15 protein-coding genes are annotated in these 15,180 nt (G+C 49.2%); all 15 read left to right on the forward strand.

Annotated elements, in window-relative coordinates; all coding sequences use genetic code 11:
* Positions 1–119 precede the first annotated feature (119 nt).
* The 15 genes from EKM71_RS00485 (at position 120) to rbsK (ending at position 15,100) form a co-directional block, all read left to right on the forward strand.
* Complete coding sequence (locus EKM71_RS00485) at positions 120–344, forward strand: cold-shock protein (protein WP_125572730.1); 225 nt, start codon at positions 120–122, stop codon at positions 342–344.
* 1 nt (position 345) lies between these two features.
* Positions 346–888, forward strand: coding sequence for an NUDIX hydrolase (locus EKM71_RS00490; RefSeq protein ID WP_125572731.1), 543 nt, complete (start codon positions 346–348; stop codon positions 886–888).
* Between the two features lie 9 nt (positions 889–897).
* Positions 898–1,200 carry a hypothetical protein gene (locus EKM71_RS00495; RefSeq protein ID WP_125572732.1) on the forward strand — a complete coding sequence of 101 codons (303 nt, stop codon included), beginning with the start codon at positions 898–900 and terminating at the stop codon, positions 1,198–1,200.
* A 27-nt stretch (positions 1,201–1,227) separates the two neighbouring features.
* The gene (locus tag EKM71_RS00500) at positions 1,228–1,920 is read left to right on the forward strand and encodes a 5'-methylthioadenosine/adenosylhomocysteine nucleosidase (RefSeq protein ID WP_125572733.1); all 693 of its coding nucleotides are present in this window, start codon (positions 1,228–1,230) and stop codon (positions 1,918–1,920) included.
* Between the two features lie 96 nt (positions 1,921–2,016).
* Complete coding sequence (locus EKM71_RS00505; protein ID WP_404819375.1) at positions 2,017–3,141, forward strand: cysteine desulfurase family protein; 1,125 nt, start codon at positions 2,017–2,019, stop codon at positions 3,139–3,141.
* 1 nt (position 3,142) lies between these two features.
* Entirely contained in the window at positions 3,143–3,487 is a 345-nt protein-coding gene (locus EKM71_RS00510; RefSeq protein ID WP_125572735.1) for a DUF1831 domain-containing protein, read from the forward strand.
* Between the two features lie 197 nt (positions 3,488–3,684).
* Positions 3,685–4,812: a tRNA 2-thiouridine(34) synthase MnmA gene (gene mnmA / locus EKM71_RS00515; RefSeq protein ID WP_125572736.1), complete on the forward strand. Its 1,128-nt coding sequence runs from the start codon at positions 3,685–3,687 to the stop codon at positions 4,810–4,812.
* A 264-nt stretch (positions 4,813–5,076) separates the two neighbouring features.
* On the forward strand, positions 5,077–5,736 hold the full coding sequence (locus EKM71_RS00520; protein ID WP_125572737.1) for a histidine phosphatase family protein: 660 nt from the start codon (positions 5,077–5,079) through the stop codon (positions 5,734–5,736).
* 8 nt (positions 5,737–5,744) lie between these two features.
* A complete protein-coding gene (locus tag EKM71_RS00525) occupies positions 5,745–6,434 on the forward strand; it encodes a tetratricopeptide repeat protein (protein ID WP_125572738.1) in 690 nt (229 codons plus the stop codon).
* Between the two features lie 18 nt (positions 6,435–6,452).
* Complete coding sequence (recD2, locus tag EKM71_RS00530) at positions 6,453–8,975, forward strand: SF1B family DNA helicase RecD2 (protein ID WP_125572739.1); 2,523 nt, start codon at positions 6,453–6,455, stop codon at positions 8,973–8,975.
* 95 nt (positions 8,976–9,070) lie between these two features.
* Complete coding sequence (locus EKM71_RS00535) at positions 9,071–10,042, forward strand: ribose-phosphate diphosphokinase (RefSeq protein WP_125572740.1); 972 nt, start codon at positions 9,071–9,073, stop codon at positions 10,040–10,042.
* Between the two features lie 111 nt (positions 10,043–10,153).
* Positions 10,154–11,800, forward strand: coding sequence for a peptide ABC transporter substrate-binding protein (locus EKM71_RS00540; RefSeq protein WP_125572741.1), 1,647 nt, complete (start codon positions 10,154–10,156; stop codon positions 11,798–11,800).
* A gap of 200 nt (positions 11,801–12,000) precedes the next feature.
* The gene (murQ, locus tag EKM71_RS00545; RefSeq protein ID WP_125572742.1) at positions 12,001–12,912 is read left to right on the forward strand and encodes an N-acetylmuramic acid 6-phosphate etherase; all 912 of its coding nucleotides are present in this window, start codon (positions 12,001–12,003) and stop codon (positions 12,910–12,912) included.
* Positions 12,913–13,039: 127 nt separating this feature from the next.
* The gene (gene rbsR / locus EKM71_RS00550; protein ID WP_125572743.1) at positions 13,040–14,050 is read left to right on the forward strand and encodes a ribose utilization transcriptional repressor RbsR; all 1,011 of its coding nucleotides are present in this window, start codon (positions 13,040–13,042) and stop codon (positions 14,048–14,050) included.
* A gap of 132 nt (positions 14,051–14,182) precedes the next feature.
* On the forward strand, positions 14,183–15,100 hold the full coding sequence (rbsK, locus tag EKM71_RS00555) for a ribokinase (RefSeq protein ID WP_125572744.1): 918 nt from the start codon (positions 14,183–14,185) through the stop codon (positions 15,098–15,100).
* The last annotated feature ends 80 nt before the right edge of the window (positions 15,101–15,180 follow it).

Consider the following 15,180-nt stretch of genomic DNA (forward strand, 5'->3'; position numbering starts at 1 on the left):
CTCTCCGTTTTGACTTTGGTCAAGACGGGGAGTTTTTGTGATCGCGGCCGCGTAAGAACCATTGTTTGCGGTGGGGCGGGCAAGCGAGTATAATTTGTGCTATGTATGGGAGGGATACCATGTTAACCGGAAAAGTAAAGAGTTATAGTGAACAACGCGGCTTTGGCTTCATTACCACGCCTGCCGATGGTGACGTTTTTGTGTATTACACGGCAATTATTGGCGAAGGCTTCCGTAAATTGGAAGAGGGCCAAACCGTTCAATTTGTCATCGTCCAAGGGAGTCGTGGCCCACAAGCAGCCAAAGTTACCCCCGTTGTTACGGAGAGCGCTGAGGAGGCTTAACATGGATTTAGAAGAACACGTTGAATCCACCGAGGACTTATATGACGGTGTGATTGTGAAGTTAGAACGGCAACAGGTTCGTCTGCCAAATGGTGATATGGCGACCAGAGAAATTGTTCGTCATGCCGGTGCTGTAGGTGTCTTGGCCCTAACAGCCGACAACAAGATGATTTTAGAACGGCAGTGGCGGGCACCGATCGCGGCGGCCACCTTGGAAATCCCGGCAGGAAAACTCGATAGCCGAGATGCCGATAATGTGGAACACGCGGTCATGCGAGAACTCAATGAAGAGATTCGTTATCAACCGGGTCATCTTGAAAAGATCACGGGTTTTTATTCCAGTGTGGGCTTTTCTGATGAATACATGACCCTTTTTTTGGCGACTGATCTCAAGCCCGTCACGACCGAGTTACCTCGAGATCAAGGGGAAAACTTGGAACTATTGACTGTTTCAAAGGATGAAGCCCAGGCGATGGTTGCCAGTGGTGAAATCAACGATGCCAAAACAATTACGGCCATTTACTACTGGCTGCTACAAAAGTAGGTGACAGCGGTGCCTTCAAATGACTGGCAAGACCCTAATGATCGTCCGAAAACTCGGGCGGATTACCGTAAAGAACAGGAACAAGCTGAACGGGACTTTCAGGAACGAGACCGCAAGCGAGTCCAGGTTGAGCGGGACTACGCACGACAACATGGAAATCCTAGCGATGATGATCCGGAAGACCCGGACATGGCCCAGCGTGTCAAACCGGTCGACAACAAGCAAAAACGCTTGGGTCGGCGCTTGAACTGGGCAATTTTTTGGCTCATCCTGTTAATTTTAGTGGTCTATGGAATTTTATTCTTTTTGTAAATTAGATTAAGGAGTGGGAAACACGACATGACATTCGGAATTATTTGCGCCATGGAAGAAGAAATTAAAGAACTACATGAGGCTTTGGCAGATGCCAAGACAACTGATATTCACGGCCTGGAATTCTACGAAGGCCAGATCAGCGGTCAGTCCGTTGTTCTCGTTCGTTCCGGTATTGGTAAAGTTGAAGCTGGGTTAACGACTGCTTTATTGATTACCCAATTTAACGTTGATCTGGTGATTAATTCTGGTTCAGCTGGCGCATTGGCACCAGACTTGAATATTGGGGATGTGGTGGTTTCGACCGAAACGGCTTACCATGATGCCGATGCTCGTGCCTTTGGTTATGAGTATGGTCAATTGCCACAACAGCCAGCTCGGTTTGAAGCGTCGAAAGAATGGGGTAAGAAGATCGTGGCAGCCGCTGCAAACACTGGTTTGAAGACCAAACTAGGTCTGATTGTTTCTGGTGATCAATTCTTAAACAGTCCCGAGACGATTAAGACCATCATGGGTCACTTCCCAGATGCTTTATCCGGTGAAATGGAAGGTGCTGCAGTGGGCCAAGTTGCTCACCAATTCGACGTGCCTTACGTCGTTGTTCGGGCAATGTCCGACAACGCCGACAATGATTCTGGTGTTAACTTTGATGATTTTATTATTGACGCGGGCCACCGTTCCGCACAAATGTTACTGGCCTTGTTAGCCGCACAGGACTAACCTGGCCCTCAGGAGGTTTTTAGGGTGCAAGAGATTCACATTGATAACAGTAATGCCGTCCGAGAAATCTACTTGGACAACGCCGCCACCACACCGATGGCGCCGGAAGTTTTAAATGAAATGGTTGATAAGATGGCGAACGTCTACGGAAATGCGTCGACTTTGTATGGTCTAGGTCGGCAGGCGCACACCGTGATGGAAAACAGCCGTCAGGTCATTGCCAACAGCATCAATGCTGCCAGTGATGAAGAGATTATTTTTACCAGTGGTGGGAGTGAAAGTGACAACACTGCTGTGACGCAAACGGCTATCGCCCGTCAGAGCCTGGGAAAGCACATCATCACGACGTGTATCGAGCACGAGGCGATTTTGAAGCCACTACATGCGCTGGAGGAACAGGGGTTTGACGTGACTTATTTACCCGTTGATGCGCACGGTCGAATTAGTCTGGATGACTTCAAGGCGGCCCTACGTGATGATACGATCCTCGTAACTATCATGATGGGGAATAATGAGGTTGGAAGCCGGATGCCAATTCATGAGATCGGTGAGATCTTGAAGGACCATCAAGCCTGGTTCCACACTGATGCTGTTCAGGCTTATGGGTCATTGGATATCGACGTACAACGTGATCATATTGACCTGTTGTCAACGTCTGCCCACAAGATTAATGGTCCTAAGATGATTGGTTTCCTTTATAAGCGTGAAGGAATCAACTTCCCAAGCCTGATTAAGGGTGGGGATCAAGAAGAGAAACGGCGTGCTGGTACCGAAAATGTTCCGGCAATCGCGGGGATGGCAACGGCTGCCAAGCTGTTGACGGCTGATGTTAAGGCCGAGAAACGGACGCGTTTCCATGGCTTCAAGGATCAAGTCGTGGCTGGATTAACTGCTAACGGCGTGGACTTTGCTATCAATGGTTCCCTCGAGGGTGATAATCTGGAGCATGTCTTAAATATTTGGATTAAGGGTGTCTCTACCTATGTCATGCAGACTAACTTAGATTTGGCCGGAATTGCCGTTTCTGGGGGTTCAGCCTGCACTGCGGGGTCAATCGAACCCTCACACGTGCTGACTGCCATGTTTGGTGCTGACAGCCCACGGATTGCCGAATCCATTCGGTTATCCTTCGGCGCACAAACGACGAGTGCAGACATTGAGGCCTTTATCGAAAACGTCAGTGCAATCGTCAAGCGACTTTCAAAGAACGAGGTGAAGTAACATGTTATTTAAGAATGAAATGCAAGTTGATGGGGATACGGATGTCTACGAATTACATCCCAATATCAAGGCCTATGCCTTAAAGGACGTGGGCTTCCAAGTGTCCAATGCTGGTAACTACACATTGGAGCGGTCGGTTGATCCAACCTCACCCTACAACAAAAACCAAATGCTCAAGGTCGTTGTGTCGAAGGACTTGACCGGGTTCAAGATGTCGACGACTAATGCTTCCGGTAATGCACGGGTTAACATTTTCAAGGGAGCCCATGCCGAAGGGAACGTCGAGCAGTATCACTTCATTATCCAGAACTTGCTCGACCGTGAAATTTTACAAAAAAAGGCGTAGAACACTGCAAAATGACGTTTCCATGTGTTGGGAGCGTCATTCTTTATGTGATTGGGACCAGTCAAGATGACGGGACCTGTGAAAAGATACGCCAGGCTTGCAATCGCCGGACAAAATAGGTAAACTAGGCAATACTGGATTTATGCGACCTTCAAATCGTAGATTCTCCAGAATCTGATAGAAATGATGGTGATACCATGCAGGACAACAGCCAAACACGGGTTGTCGTTGGTATGAGTGGCGGGGTCGATTCCTCCGTTGTCGCCTTGCGGTTAAAGCAGCAAGGTTACGATGTGATCGGCGTCTTCATGAAGAACTGGGACGATACGGACGAGAATGGTGTCTGTACCGCAACCGAGGACTACAAGGACGTAGCAAAGGTTGCCGCTAAGATTGGCATTCCTTACTATTCCGTTAACTTTGAAAAGGAGTACTGGGACCGCGTGTTCACGTACTTCTTGGACGAGTACAAGAAGGGGAGAACGCCCAACCCCGATGTTATTTGTAACAAGGAGATCAAGTTCAAGGCATTTCTGGACTATGCCTTAGAATTAGGTGCGGACTACATCGCAACGGGTCACTATGCACAATTGACTCGTGACGAGGATGGTCATGCCCACTTGATGCGGGCCGTTGACCAGAACAAGGATCAGACCTACTTCCTGAGTCAGCTTTCCACGGAGCAGTTGGATCGTGTGATGTTTCCAATCGGGGATCTCGTGAAGCCACAGGTTCGTGAGATCGCTAAGGAGGCTGGATTGGCTACTGCTGATAAGAAGGATTCCATGGGGATCTGCTTTATCGGTGAAAAGGGTCACTTCAAGGACTTTTTGAACACCTATTTGCCAGCTAAGCCCGGCAAGATGATGACCGTTGATGGTGAGATCAAGGGCGATCATGCTGGCTTGATGTACTATACCATTGGTCAGCGTCGTGGCCTGGGTATCGGTGGTGACGGTGAGGATAACGAGCCTTGGTTCGTGATTGGCAAGGACCTGACGAAGAATATTCTCTACGTCGGGAAGGGTTACCACAACGAGCACTTGTACGCGACCCACCTGTCTGCCTCCGACATTCACTGGGTGAACACGATTGATCGTGGTGCTGATTTCCATTGCACGGCCAAGTTCCGGTACCGTCAAAAGGATACTGGTGTGACCGTTCACTTGAGCGATGACGGTCAGCAGGTCACCGTTGAATTCGATGACCCAGCCCGAGCAATTACGCCAGGCCAGGCTGTCGTCTTCTACAATGGCGACGAGTGTTTAGGGAGTGCCATTATTGACGCTGCCTACAACAAGGACCGCGAGTTACAGTTAATCTAATTTCTAGAAGGGACCTCCGGCATCGCAACGATGGTGGGGGTCTTTTTGATTTGGTGAGATTTTCGCAGGGTTGAGTCTTTGAAAATTCCGTGAAAACTGGCATAATAGAACCTGTGTGTGCTGATGACTGGAAAACGAGTCAGTCGTTGGTACGAGAACGGTGATCGATTAGTCCCCAAGGGGGTTGGTTCAACCAACCGACACGGTTAATCAGAACTTTTACCAAAATAAATCATGTGATCAGAGAAAGTGAGGCACCAAAGTTTGAAATTATACTTCGTGCGACACGGTAAGACCCAGTGGAATCTAGAGGGGCGGTTTCAGGGCGCTGGCGGTGATTCTGAACTGCTAACGGCGAGCTACCAACAAATGATTCAGGTGGGGCGCTACCTACGTCCTGTTGCCTTTCAGCATGCCTACGCGAGCCCCATCAAGCGGGCACGGGTGACTGCACAGCGTGTGATTAAGGCGGCGCATCAACGTGTACCGCTGACTTTGCTGAGTCAACTGGAGGAATTTCATTTGGGCAAACTCGAGGGGATGGCCTTTACGGATGCACAACAGCAATTCCCAGAGGAACTCGCGGCATTTCACGAGCATCCTGATCAGTATCGAACCGATCGGATCGGTGGTGAGACTTTTGAGGAAGTTATTGCCCGCATGACACCGGCAATTCATCGGATTGTTGCGGCAAATGATGACCCGCAGGCTAACGTCTTGGTCGTTAGCCACGGTGCGGCACTGAATGCGGAAATCAATGCCTTATTGGGCACGCCGATCGCAGATTTAAGAAAACGCGGTGGGCTACGGAATACTAGTCTAACGATCCTTGAAACCACAGATGGTGGTCAAACCTTTAATCTGTTGGACTGGAATAATACAAGTTTTCTGACGGCGGAAGCTACGCCGACGGATACAATTTAGGTGGCAGTATGACTGAAAAAAAGCAGGGTCGGGAACGTGACCTTAAAAAAGAACGTTCGGAACAAATGGTTCACAAATTGGTTCAACACATTGACGGTCATCCTGGGGATGCCGATGCTTACTATGAACTGGCAACGGTCTTGGTTGATCTGAATTCGTTTGATCAGGCCGAGGAGTTACTGATGAAGGCACTGGGGCTATTTGCGACCCAACCAGAAACGGTCGAGAAACTCCATTATGGACTGGGCAACGTGTACTACGCCGCTCAGGAATATCCTAAGGCTATTGCGCAATTTGATCAGTTGGGTCAACAACTCAAGGGAGCTGGCTATCTGATGCTGGCTCAGAGTTATATGGCAAGTGGGGATCACAAGCGGGCTTTGGCCTTTGCTTTGACGGCGCTAGCGAGTCAGCCTAAGGATGCAGCGACACTTCAACTCGTGGCCGAGAACCTGTTGGCTCTAGGGAACATGGCCCAGGCAGCTACATACTACGACCAGTTGTTGGCAATTGTACCTGACAGTGGTCGGGCCAACTTTGACCGCGGTCTCGTCGCTATGGTTCAGGGTGAGCCCTATCAAGCCTTTTTTGATCGGGCCAAACGGGAAGATCCAACCTATTATGAAAAGGGACAGCAACGGCTGGCCGACATTGAACGATTTGTCCAAACCCAACGAGGTGCGGACCAAGACAAGTAGCGTAAGGAGGCTGACAGCATGACCACCGAATCAATGGACTTATTAGCGGACGACCAGGGAATACAGGCCGACTATGTGGTGGGCACCGTCAGCGCTGTCTTCTTCACTAGCCAGGACAGTTTTTACAAAGTCATGTTGGTGAAAGTTTCAGAGACCAGTCTGGACTGGCACGAGGATGAGATCGTGGTGACGGGAAACTTTGCCGATATCAAGGATGATGTGACCTATCGCTTCACGGGTAAACGGGTCGAACATCCCAAGTATGGGGTTCAATTTCAGGCAGATAATTATCAGAATGAAACACCAACTTCCCGCAGTGGGGTGATCGCCTATCTCAGTGGTCCAGACTTCCCGGGATTAGGGAAGAAAACCGCCGAGAAGATTGTAGATGCTTTGGGGACTAATGCGATCGAACTTATTTTAGATGATAGCAACGTATTGGCTCCCTTAGGGTTGTCACCGAAAATCGTGGCGACATTGGTGAGTCAACTCCAAACGAACAATGGGATGGAACAGATCATCATTGGCCTCAATAGCTATGGTTTTGGAAGCACTCTGGCAGCGGCTATCTATGATCGCTACCAGGAAAAGACTCTCGACGTTATTCACGAGAATCCATACCGGTTAGCCGAGGAGATTACTGGGGTCAGCTTCAAACGGGCTGATCAGATCGCCACGCAGTTGGGTTATGCACCCGCTCGACCGGAACGATTGCAGGCCGGGCTTCTTCAGACACTGACAGACTTGTCCGTGGCCAATGGGGACACCTTTACCACGGCGAAGCCACTCTTGAATCAGGCGTTGAGTCTATTAGAAAATTCTCGCAACGTACGGCTGAATCCCCAGGTCTTGGCAGATCAGCTCTTAGAATTGGCCAAGCAGCAGAAGGTTGTAGGTGATGACCAACGCATTTACCTCAAGTCCTTGTACGATACAGAATGGCAGGTTGCTGAGCATCTACAACGCCTCTTACAGGCGGATACACCACAACACGACTATGATGAGAAGAGCATTGCCAAGCAGATTCGACTTGTGGAGAAGCAGTTAGACATCGTTTATGACGAGTCACAAACGGCAGCCCTAGCAGCGGCTGTGCAGGCTAAGATTCTACTGTTAACCGGGGGGCCCGGAACCGGGAAAACGACGATTATTCGGGGCTTGGTTCAGTTATATGCTCGGCTTAATGATTACTCTCTAGACATTAACGATTACAAGGACCAGCCGTTTCCGATTCTATTAGCGGCCCCGACCGGTCGCGCAGCTAAACGAATGAGTGAGTCCACCGGACTGCCGGCCAGCACGATTCACCGGTTGCTCGGACTGACTGGTCGTGAGGCCGATCTGGATGCTGCAGCCACTAAGGATCTTGAGGGGGGGCTCTTGATTGTCGACGAAGTGTCGATGGTCGACGTCTACCTGATGAAGACACTTCTGCGGGCGGTGCCCGTGGGGATGCAGGTTATCTTGGTTGGTGATAAGGACCAACTGCCCTCAGTAGGACCCGGGCAGGTTTTTCATGACCTATTAGCCAGCCAACAATTGAAAAAGATTCAACTGGACACCATTTATCGGCAAGGAGATGGGTCGTCGATTATTCCTTTGGCCCATGCCATCAAGGACGGACGCTTACCGACAGACTTCACCCAAAACCAAAAGGATCGATCGTTCATCGCCTGTCGCACGAACCAAGTTGAAGGCGTCATCGATCAGATCGTTGCCAAGGCCCACGATAAGGGATTCACGGCTAGCGATATTCAAGTTCTCGCCCCAATGTATCGCGGGGCGGCCGGGATTGATCGGCTGAATGTGGTGCTTCAGGATATCTTGAATCCACGTAAGTCGGAGCGACAAAAGCAAGTGGAATTTCGGCAGCAACAGTTTCGAATTGGGGACAAGGTATTACACCTGGTGAATAGTCCTGAAAACAATGTCTTCAATGGTGATATTGGAACGATTACCGGAATTGATCTGGCGAGTGACAAGCACAGCAAGGTTAAGTCCGATCAACTCACGATTGCCTTTGAACAGACGGAAGTGACCTATGCCCGCAATGACTGGAACCGTCTAACACTGGCTTACTGTATGTCAATTCATAAAGCGCAGGGGTCAGAATTCAAAATGGTTATCTTGCCCATGGTAGCTCAGTATAACCGTATGCTTCAGCGCAATCTGTTGTATACGGCGGTGACTCGGGCCGCAGATATGCTGATTTTACTAGGAGAACCGCAGGCCTTTGAAACTTGCGTGAAGAATCTCTCGGTGAACCGGCATACCACGTTGCGTGAACGAGTAGCGACGGTCTTGGATCCTGACGGGGACCATGCACAGACACCGGCACCGAGTGTGGCAGCAGAACCACAGGCAGCCAAATCTGAAAAGACTGATGAGCCGGGTGCAAGTGCTGAACCAACGGCGACACCGGAGGAGAACGCCGAACCGGTGTCAAACCGGTTAACACTCGCGATGATTACGGGCCGTCAGGTTGATCCCATGATTGGGATGGCCGGTGTGACCCCGCAACAATTTATGGCAAAGCCCTAAAAGTCTGGCTTAAGCGTTGCGTTTACGGAAAAAGATTGCGATAATATAGGCAGTAAAATATAAACGAATTGTGGTGAACCCACTGGGAGGCTGTTATGGCAGAACATGTCGAAGCTGGTAAAATGAAAGTCTTTGCGTTGAATTCAAACCGGCCACTCGCTGAAAAGATTGCGAAGGCCGCTGGCGTAACGCTCGGCAAAGCAACAATCAAACACTTTAGTGATGGCGAAATCCAGATTAGTATCGACGAAAGTATTCGCGGCGATAAACTCTTTATTATTCAATCGGTCTCAGATCCGGTGAACACCAACCTGATGGAACTGTTAATCATGGTGGATGCCGCTCGTCGGGCAAGTGCTGCTAAGATTAACGTCGTTATCCCGTATTATGGCTATTCACGTGCCGACCGTAAGGCCCGTTCACGTGAACCCATTACCGCCAAGCTAATTGCGTCATTACTTCAAATGGATGGGGTCGATCGTGTGATTGCCTTGGATCTCCATGCAGCGCAATTACAAGGTTTCTTCGATATTCCCGTTGACCACTTACAGAGTGACCGGTTATTGACAAGTTACTTTGAAAAGAATCCAGAACTCGTCGACGAAGACATCGTGGTCGTTGCACCGGACCATGCGGGTGTCAGTCGTGCCCGGAGACTAGCCGAGTTGTTAGGCGCGCCGATTGCCATCATCGACAACCGGACGGATACCGAGAATGCGGCTCATCCGGATGCAGTGATTGGGGATGTCCGTGGCAAGCATGCCATCCTGGTTGATGATATTATCGACACCGCTTTGCGAATCACCGTGTCGGCAGAAGCCCTCATGGCAGCAGGGGCAGCAGATGTTTACGCCTGCGCCACCCATGCCGTGTTGTCTGGCGATGCAACGAAACGAATCAATGACTCTTCATTGAAAAAAGTGGTCTTTACCGATTCGATTCAGTTGCCAGCAGAGAAACAAAGTGATAAGTTTGTGATCTTGTCAGTTGGCGACCTGTTTGGTCAAGCCATCGACTTGATTTACCATCAGGAACCGGTTGATTCCCTATTTCACCGAGTTCCCTAGACCTAAAATGATAGTGAGCTAGGACGAGAACCGTCACTCTGGTGATGGTTCTTGTTTTGTGATGATCTGGAATTTTGCAGATTTACTAAATATTGAGGAGTGACCAAGATTTTGAAGGGTAAAAGAATTGTGGCCTTAATTGGCCTAACACTGGTTATGATCGGTGCACTTAGCGCTTGCGGCCAGTCGTCGTCATCCAAGTCAACGGGAAAGCTGGCAAGCAAGCAAGTCGTGAAGCTAGCCACTAAATCAGAAGTGACCACATTGGATGTGTCCAAGGCCTCGGACTCGACGAGCTTGACGCAGCTGTATCACACGCAAGAAGGGCTGTATCGTCTCGGCAAAAATGAAAAGGTCATTAATGCCATGGCAACGAAGACTACGGTCAGCAAGGATGGTACGCAGTATACCTTTGACTTACGGCACAATAACCGTTGGAACGACGGTAGTCTCGTGACTGCCAAGGACTTTGTCTACTCCTGGCAACGGACGGTTAACCCTAAGACGGCAGCTGAATATGCTTACCTGATGGCTGGGATCAAGAACTATGACCAGGTCCAGAACGGTAAATTAGCACCAAGTCAATTGGGGGTTAAGGCAACGGGAAAGTATCAACTTCAAGTTACTCTGAGCAAGCCCGTGGCTTACTTCAAGCTACTACTAGCCTTTCCAACCTTCTTCCCACAAGAACAAAGCATGGTTGAGAAGTACGGTAAGGACTACGGGCATGGGAGCGAGAAGACGGCCTATGATGGGCCATTTACGATGACCAAGTGGCAAGGGACTGATCAGAATTGGACCCTGGTGAAAAACCGCCATTTCTGGGATAAAAAACAAATCACCTTGCAGCAGATGAAGTTCCAAGTGGTCGCTGATCCGTCCACTGGACTGAGTCTTTACCAGAAACACGAACTGGATGCGACAACGTTGGACGGCACGCAGGTAGCCAACATGAAAAATAGTCCAGAGATGAAGACCTTCGTCGGGGGCACCATGTACTACATGCAGATGAACCAGAAGCGAGTGAAGGCTTTGAAGAATGTTAAGGTTCGTCGATCACTGTCTTTGGCCATCAATAAGCAACAACTGGCCAAGAAGGTTCTACGGGATGGCTCACAGGCCCCTCAAGGGTTTGTCTCAAACAATCTGAGTCATAATCCCAAGACCAAGGCAGACTTCGCTAAGGATGCTTACGTGAAGGATGGCGTGGCCTATGATCTGAAACAGGCCAAGACCTTGATGAAAGCAGGCTTGAAGGAGAGCAAGACCGCAACGTTGAGCCTCAGTCTGATGACTGATGATACCTCAGTAAGTAAGACGGTGGCCCAATACATTCAGGCCGAATTACAGAAGGTACCCAACGTGAAGATCAGTATCCGTACATTGCCTTACAAGACACGGCTGAGCCGTTCAGCTGCGGGTGACTTCGACCTGGTACTGACGAACTGGGGTGCCGACTTTGCCGACCCCATTAATTTCTTATCACTGATGCAAACGGGGAATACCAACAATAATGGTGGGTTTTCGGATGCCACGTACGACAATGACTTGAAGCGTTCTGAAAATCAAGATGCCAATCAGCCAGAGGCACGTTACCAAGATTTGGTGCATGCTGAGAAACGCTTGATGAACCAGCAAGGCGTCATTCCTTTGTATCAACCCGCAACTGTTGAAATGTGGAACACGAAAGTTTCCGGTTATGTTTGGAATCCAGCCGGTATGAGTCGCGGCTATCAATGGATGAAAGTTGAACAATAAAAACGAGTGACATGAAAGAAAGTTGAATGATTGAAAGTCCGGGAGAATGTTCCTGGGCTTTTTTTTGTAAATTCGAGTCAAAATCAGGGGGAATTGAAATGGTCGTTGAAATTATCTGGAAAACATGTTATACCTAACATAGTAATCATGAAAGCGAATACATTATTTGTCATACATAGTGAAAGTTGGAGGTCTACACGATGCATTTTGATGACTTGCTCACGGAACAACGAAATCACCGCTCAACCCATATTGATCGGGAATCGACTTTGGAAATGGTGGCAACCATTAATCGCGAGGACCACCGAGTGGCGCGTGCGGTACAAAAGCAATTACCTGAAATCGCCGCTGCGATCGATGCTGCATTTCCTAAGTTCGATGACGGTGGCCGATTGATCTACGTCGGTGCCGGGACGTCAGGCCGATTAGGGGTTATTGACGCAACGGAGCTACAACCAACCTATGGCTTGACGGCCGATCAAACCTTTGGCCTGATTGCCGGGGGAGCCGAGGCGTTGACCCATACGATTCAAGCGGTTGAGGATTCGCCAGAATTGGCGCAGGATGATTTAGCGGCCGTTAACCTGGGGCCTAAGGACGTGGTGATTGCCAGTGCTGCATCCGGACAAACGCCGTATACGGTGAGTGCCTTGCAATTTGCGCAGGACCAGGGTGCCTTGGGGATTGGGTTCTCGTGTATTGAGGATAGTCCGCTGGCTAAGCTTGCCGACTACCCAATCACCCCAGTTGTGGGACCGGAAGTCATTACGGGGGCCACGTTATTGAAGGCCGGGACCGCTGAAAAAATGGTCTTGAACATGTTGTCTACGGGCATTATGATTAAATCTGGGAAGGTTTATCAGAACCTGATGATTAACGTGGTACCTTCAAATGGGAAGACCTTTGAACGGGCCAAGAAAATCATTGCTGAGGCTACCCAGACCTCAACTTTGGCCGCGGAACGTGCCTTAGATCGTGCCGGCAATAATGTTCCATTGGCGATTGTCTTAATTGAGACCAAGGGAACGATTGCTGAGGCCAAGGCTTTGTTAGGGGCTACCAATGGTCATGTTTCACAGGCTGTTAAGTTAAGTGACAGTCACCAAGATTAACTCGTCTTTTAGCCATTAGGGGCTCCCGTGCTTAGTGTACGGCCAGTTGCTAGTGGTTTTAGAGTTAAATGCCAAATGAAACTGAAAAGAGAAACCTTGAGAATACCTAAACGGTGTGGAGGGCGCTATGACACGAAAAGTAACGATTCGAGACCTTGCGGAAGCCGCTGGGGTATCAGTCACAACAGTTTCACAAATTTTAAATGGCAAAGGCGAGCGATTCAGCCTGGAGACTCGGCGACGTGTACACCATTTGCAAGAAGAGTTGGGCTATGTGCCTGACTTTAATGCGCGCAACCTTATCATGAAGTCTGCTCAAACTATCGGCGTTCTCGTGCCTAATCTGGGTAACCCATTCTTTAGCATGTTCATTCGAGGGGTTCAATCGGCGAGCCGTGAACGGCGGTTCATTCCACTGATTTTCGGGGCCGACCACGATGAAGATTTGGAAAGTTACTACCTGCAGGAACTGATTAAACGGGCGGTAGACGGGTTAATCATTGCAAGTGCGTCCATTACGGCGGAAGCCATTGATAACATTTTGAAGAAAAATGGGATTCCGTACCTCCTGATTGATCAAAACGGGGGGCCAAGTATGGACCGAGTGCGCATCGATGAGGATCATGGCGGTCGGTTAGCAGCAGAACATTTGCTGGCGCTAGGGCATCGTAAGATTGCCGTTGTTATGCCGGAACATGCCACGGAAAACTTGCAGATTCGATTAGCCGGATTCAAGGACCGGTTAGCTCAAGATGGCGTGGATTTACCGGATGAATCGATTATCTTATCCGCAATGTCTAAGCTCGGTGGTTACCAGGCATCGGCCAAGGTGCTCGCACTTTCCGCTACGGCTGTCTTCGCGATTAACGATGAAACGGCCATGGGTCTGATTCGAGGGCTTCACGAAGAGGGCAAACGGGTTCCAGAGGATGTTTCGGTGATGGGGTACGATGATATCGACTTTGACGAATATATCGTGCCGAAACTCAGCACCATTCATCAACCGGTAGTCACGATGGGACGACAGGCGACAATGCTCCTGATTAACCGTATCCAAAATAGCCGCCAAGCCCCGCAAGCCGTGGAGTTACCGGTTGATCTAAAACAACGTGAAAGTACTGGGCCAGCCTCGTCCTGATTTTTTTAAATTGGGACTTGTAAGCCCTTTCGAAAAATGATACGCTAGTGACAAGAAAACGACTTGCTGCGCGTGTCGGTAGTGAGTAAAACGTTTTACGAACGGAATTTGGTTAAGGAGTGGAATTTATTTATGGCAAATAAAGTAACTGTTCTTGGAAGTCTTAATGTGGATACAACTTTACGGGTACCTCGTATGCCGTTACCTGGTGAAACTTTATCAACTGAAAACAAGAGTAGCGCTGCCGGTGGTAAGGGTGCGAATCAAGCTGTTGCCGCTGCCCGCGCCGGTGCTGAAACACGGTTCATCGGTAAGGTAGGAAACGACGAGGCTGGTCGTTTCATGGTTGAATCTCTTCAAAACGATGGCATTGATACCAGTGCTATCGTGACGGACCAAACCGTTGGGACTGGTTCTGCTTTCATTCTCTTGGATGAAGCCGGTCAAAACAGTATTTTGGTTTATGGTGGGTCTAACCAACAGATTGAAGAAAAAGAAGTGTTGGCTGATGAAGATGACATTGCCAACGAAGACTTTTTGATCACTCAATTCGAAACACCACAAGCCGCTGCTTTAACTGCCTTTAAGGTGGCAAAGAAGCATGGTGTGACGACGATCCTGAATCCAGCACCAGCTGCTGAAATCAGCCCTGAATTGTTGACTTTCACCGATTTGGTTGTGCCTAATGAGACTGAAAGTGCCGATCTGACTGGAATTAAAGTGACTGATGTTGCCTCAATGGACGCCAATGCTAAGAAATTCCGTGAAATGGGCGTTAAGAACCTGATTATCACGGTTGGGAGCAAAGGTGCTTACTATGCGACTGAAAAGGCATCTGGCTTCGTGCCAGCCTTCAAGGTTAAGGCTGTTGATACAACCGCTGCTGGTGATACCTTTATTGGTGCCTTGAGTTCACAATTGAAGCCAGATCTGAGCAATATTGAAACGGCTTTGGTCTTCGCACAACGTGCTAGTTCATTGACGGTTCAAGGATTAGGTGCTATGCCTTCAATTCCAACCTACGATCAAGTGATCGAAGCTAGCAAATAGGGTGTACTGAAAACTAATTTGTAAGTTAAACGATCCTTTCCAATCTTGTTGGAAAGGGATCGTTTTTTTGTGACCAAATA

It is taken from the genome of Levilactobacillus huananensis, assembly GCF_003946145.1.
Classification (GTDB): Bacteria; Bacillota; Bacilli; order Lactobacillales; family Lactobacillaceae; genus Levilactobacillus; species Levilactobacillus huananensis.

Bases quoted from the DNA above. Each gene is read 5' to 3' on its own strand.
- EKM71_RS00485 (WP_125572730.1), top strand. From the start codon at position 120: ATGTTAACCGGAAAAGTAAAGAGTTATAGTGAACAACGCGGCTTTGGC.
- EKM71_RS00490 (WP_125572731.1), top strand. From the start codon at position 346: ATGGATTTAGAAGAACACGTTGAATCCACCGAGGACTTATATGACGGT.
- EKM71_RS00500 (WP_125572733.1), top strand. From the start codon at position 1,228: ATGACATTCGGAATTATTTGCGCCATGGAAGAAGAAATTAAAGAACTA.
- EKM71_RS00505 (WP_404819375.1), top strand. From the start codon at position 2,017: ATGGCGCCGGAAGTTTTAAATGAAATGGTTGATAAGATGGCGAACGTC.
- EKM71_RS00510 (WP_125572735.1), top strand. From the start codon at position 3,143: ATGTTATTTAAGAATGAAATGCAAGTTGATGGGGATACGGATGTCTAC.
- mnmA (WP_125572736.1), top strand. From the start codon at position 3,685: ATGCAGGACAACAGCCAAACACGGGTTGTCGTTGGTATGAGTGGCGGG.
- EKM71_RS00525 (WP_125572738.1), top strand. From the start codon at position 5,745: ATGACTGAAAAAAAGCAGGGTCGGGAACGTGACCTTAAAAAAGAACGT.
- recD2 (WP_125572739.1), top strand. From the start codon at position 6,453: ATGACCACCGAATCAATGGACTTATTAGCGGACGACCAGGGAATACAG.
- EKM71_RS00535 (WP_125572740.1), top strand. From the start codon at position 9,071: ATGGCAGAACATGTCGAAGCTGGTAAAATGAAAGTCTTTGCGTTGAAT.
- murQ (WP_125572742.1), top strand. From the start codon at position 12,001: ATGCATTTTGATGACTTGCTCACGGAACAACGAAATCACCGCTCAACC.
- rbsR (WP_125572743.1), top strand. From the start codon at position 13,040: ATGACACGAAAAGTAACGATTCGAGACCTTGCGGAAGCCGCTGGGGTA.
- rbsK (WP_125572744.1), top strand. From the start codon at position 14,183: ATGGCAAATAAAGTAACTGTTCTTGGAAGTCTTAATGTGGATACAACT.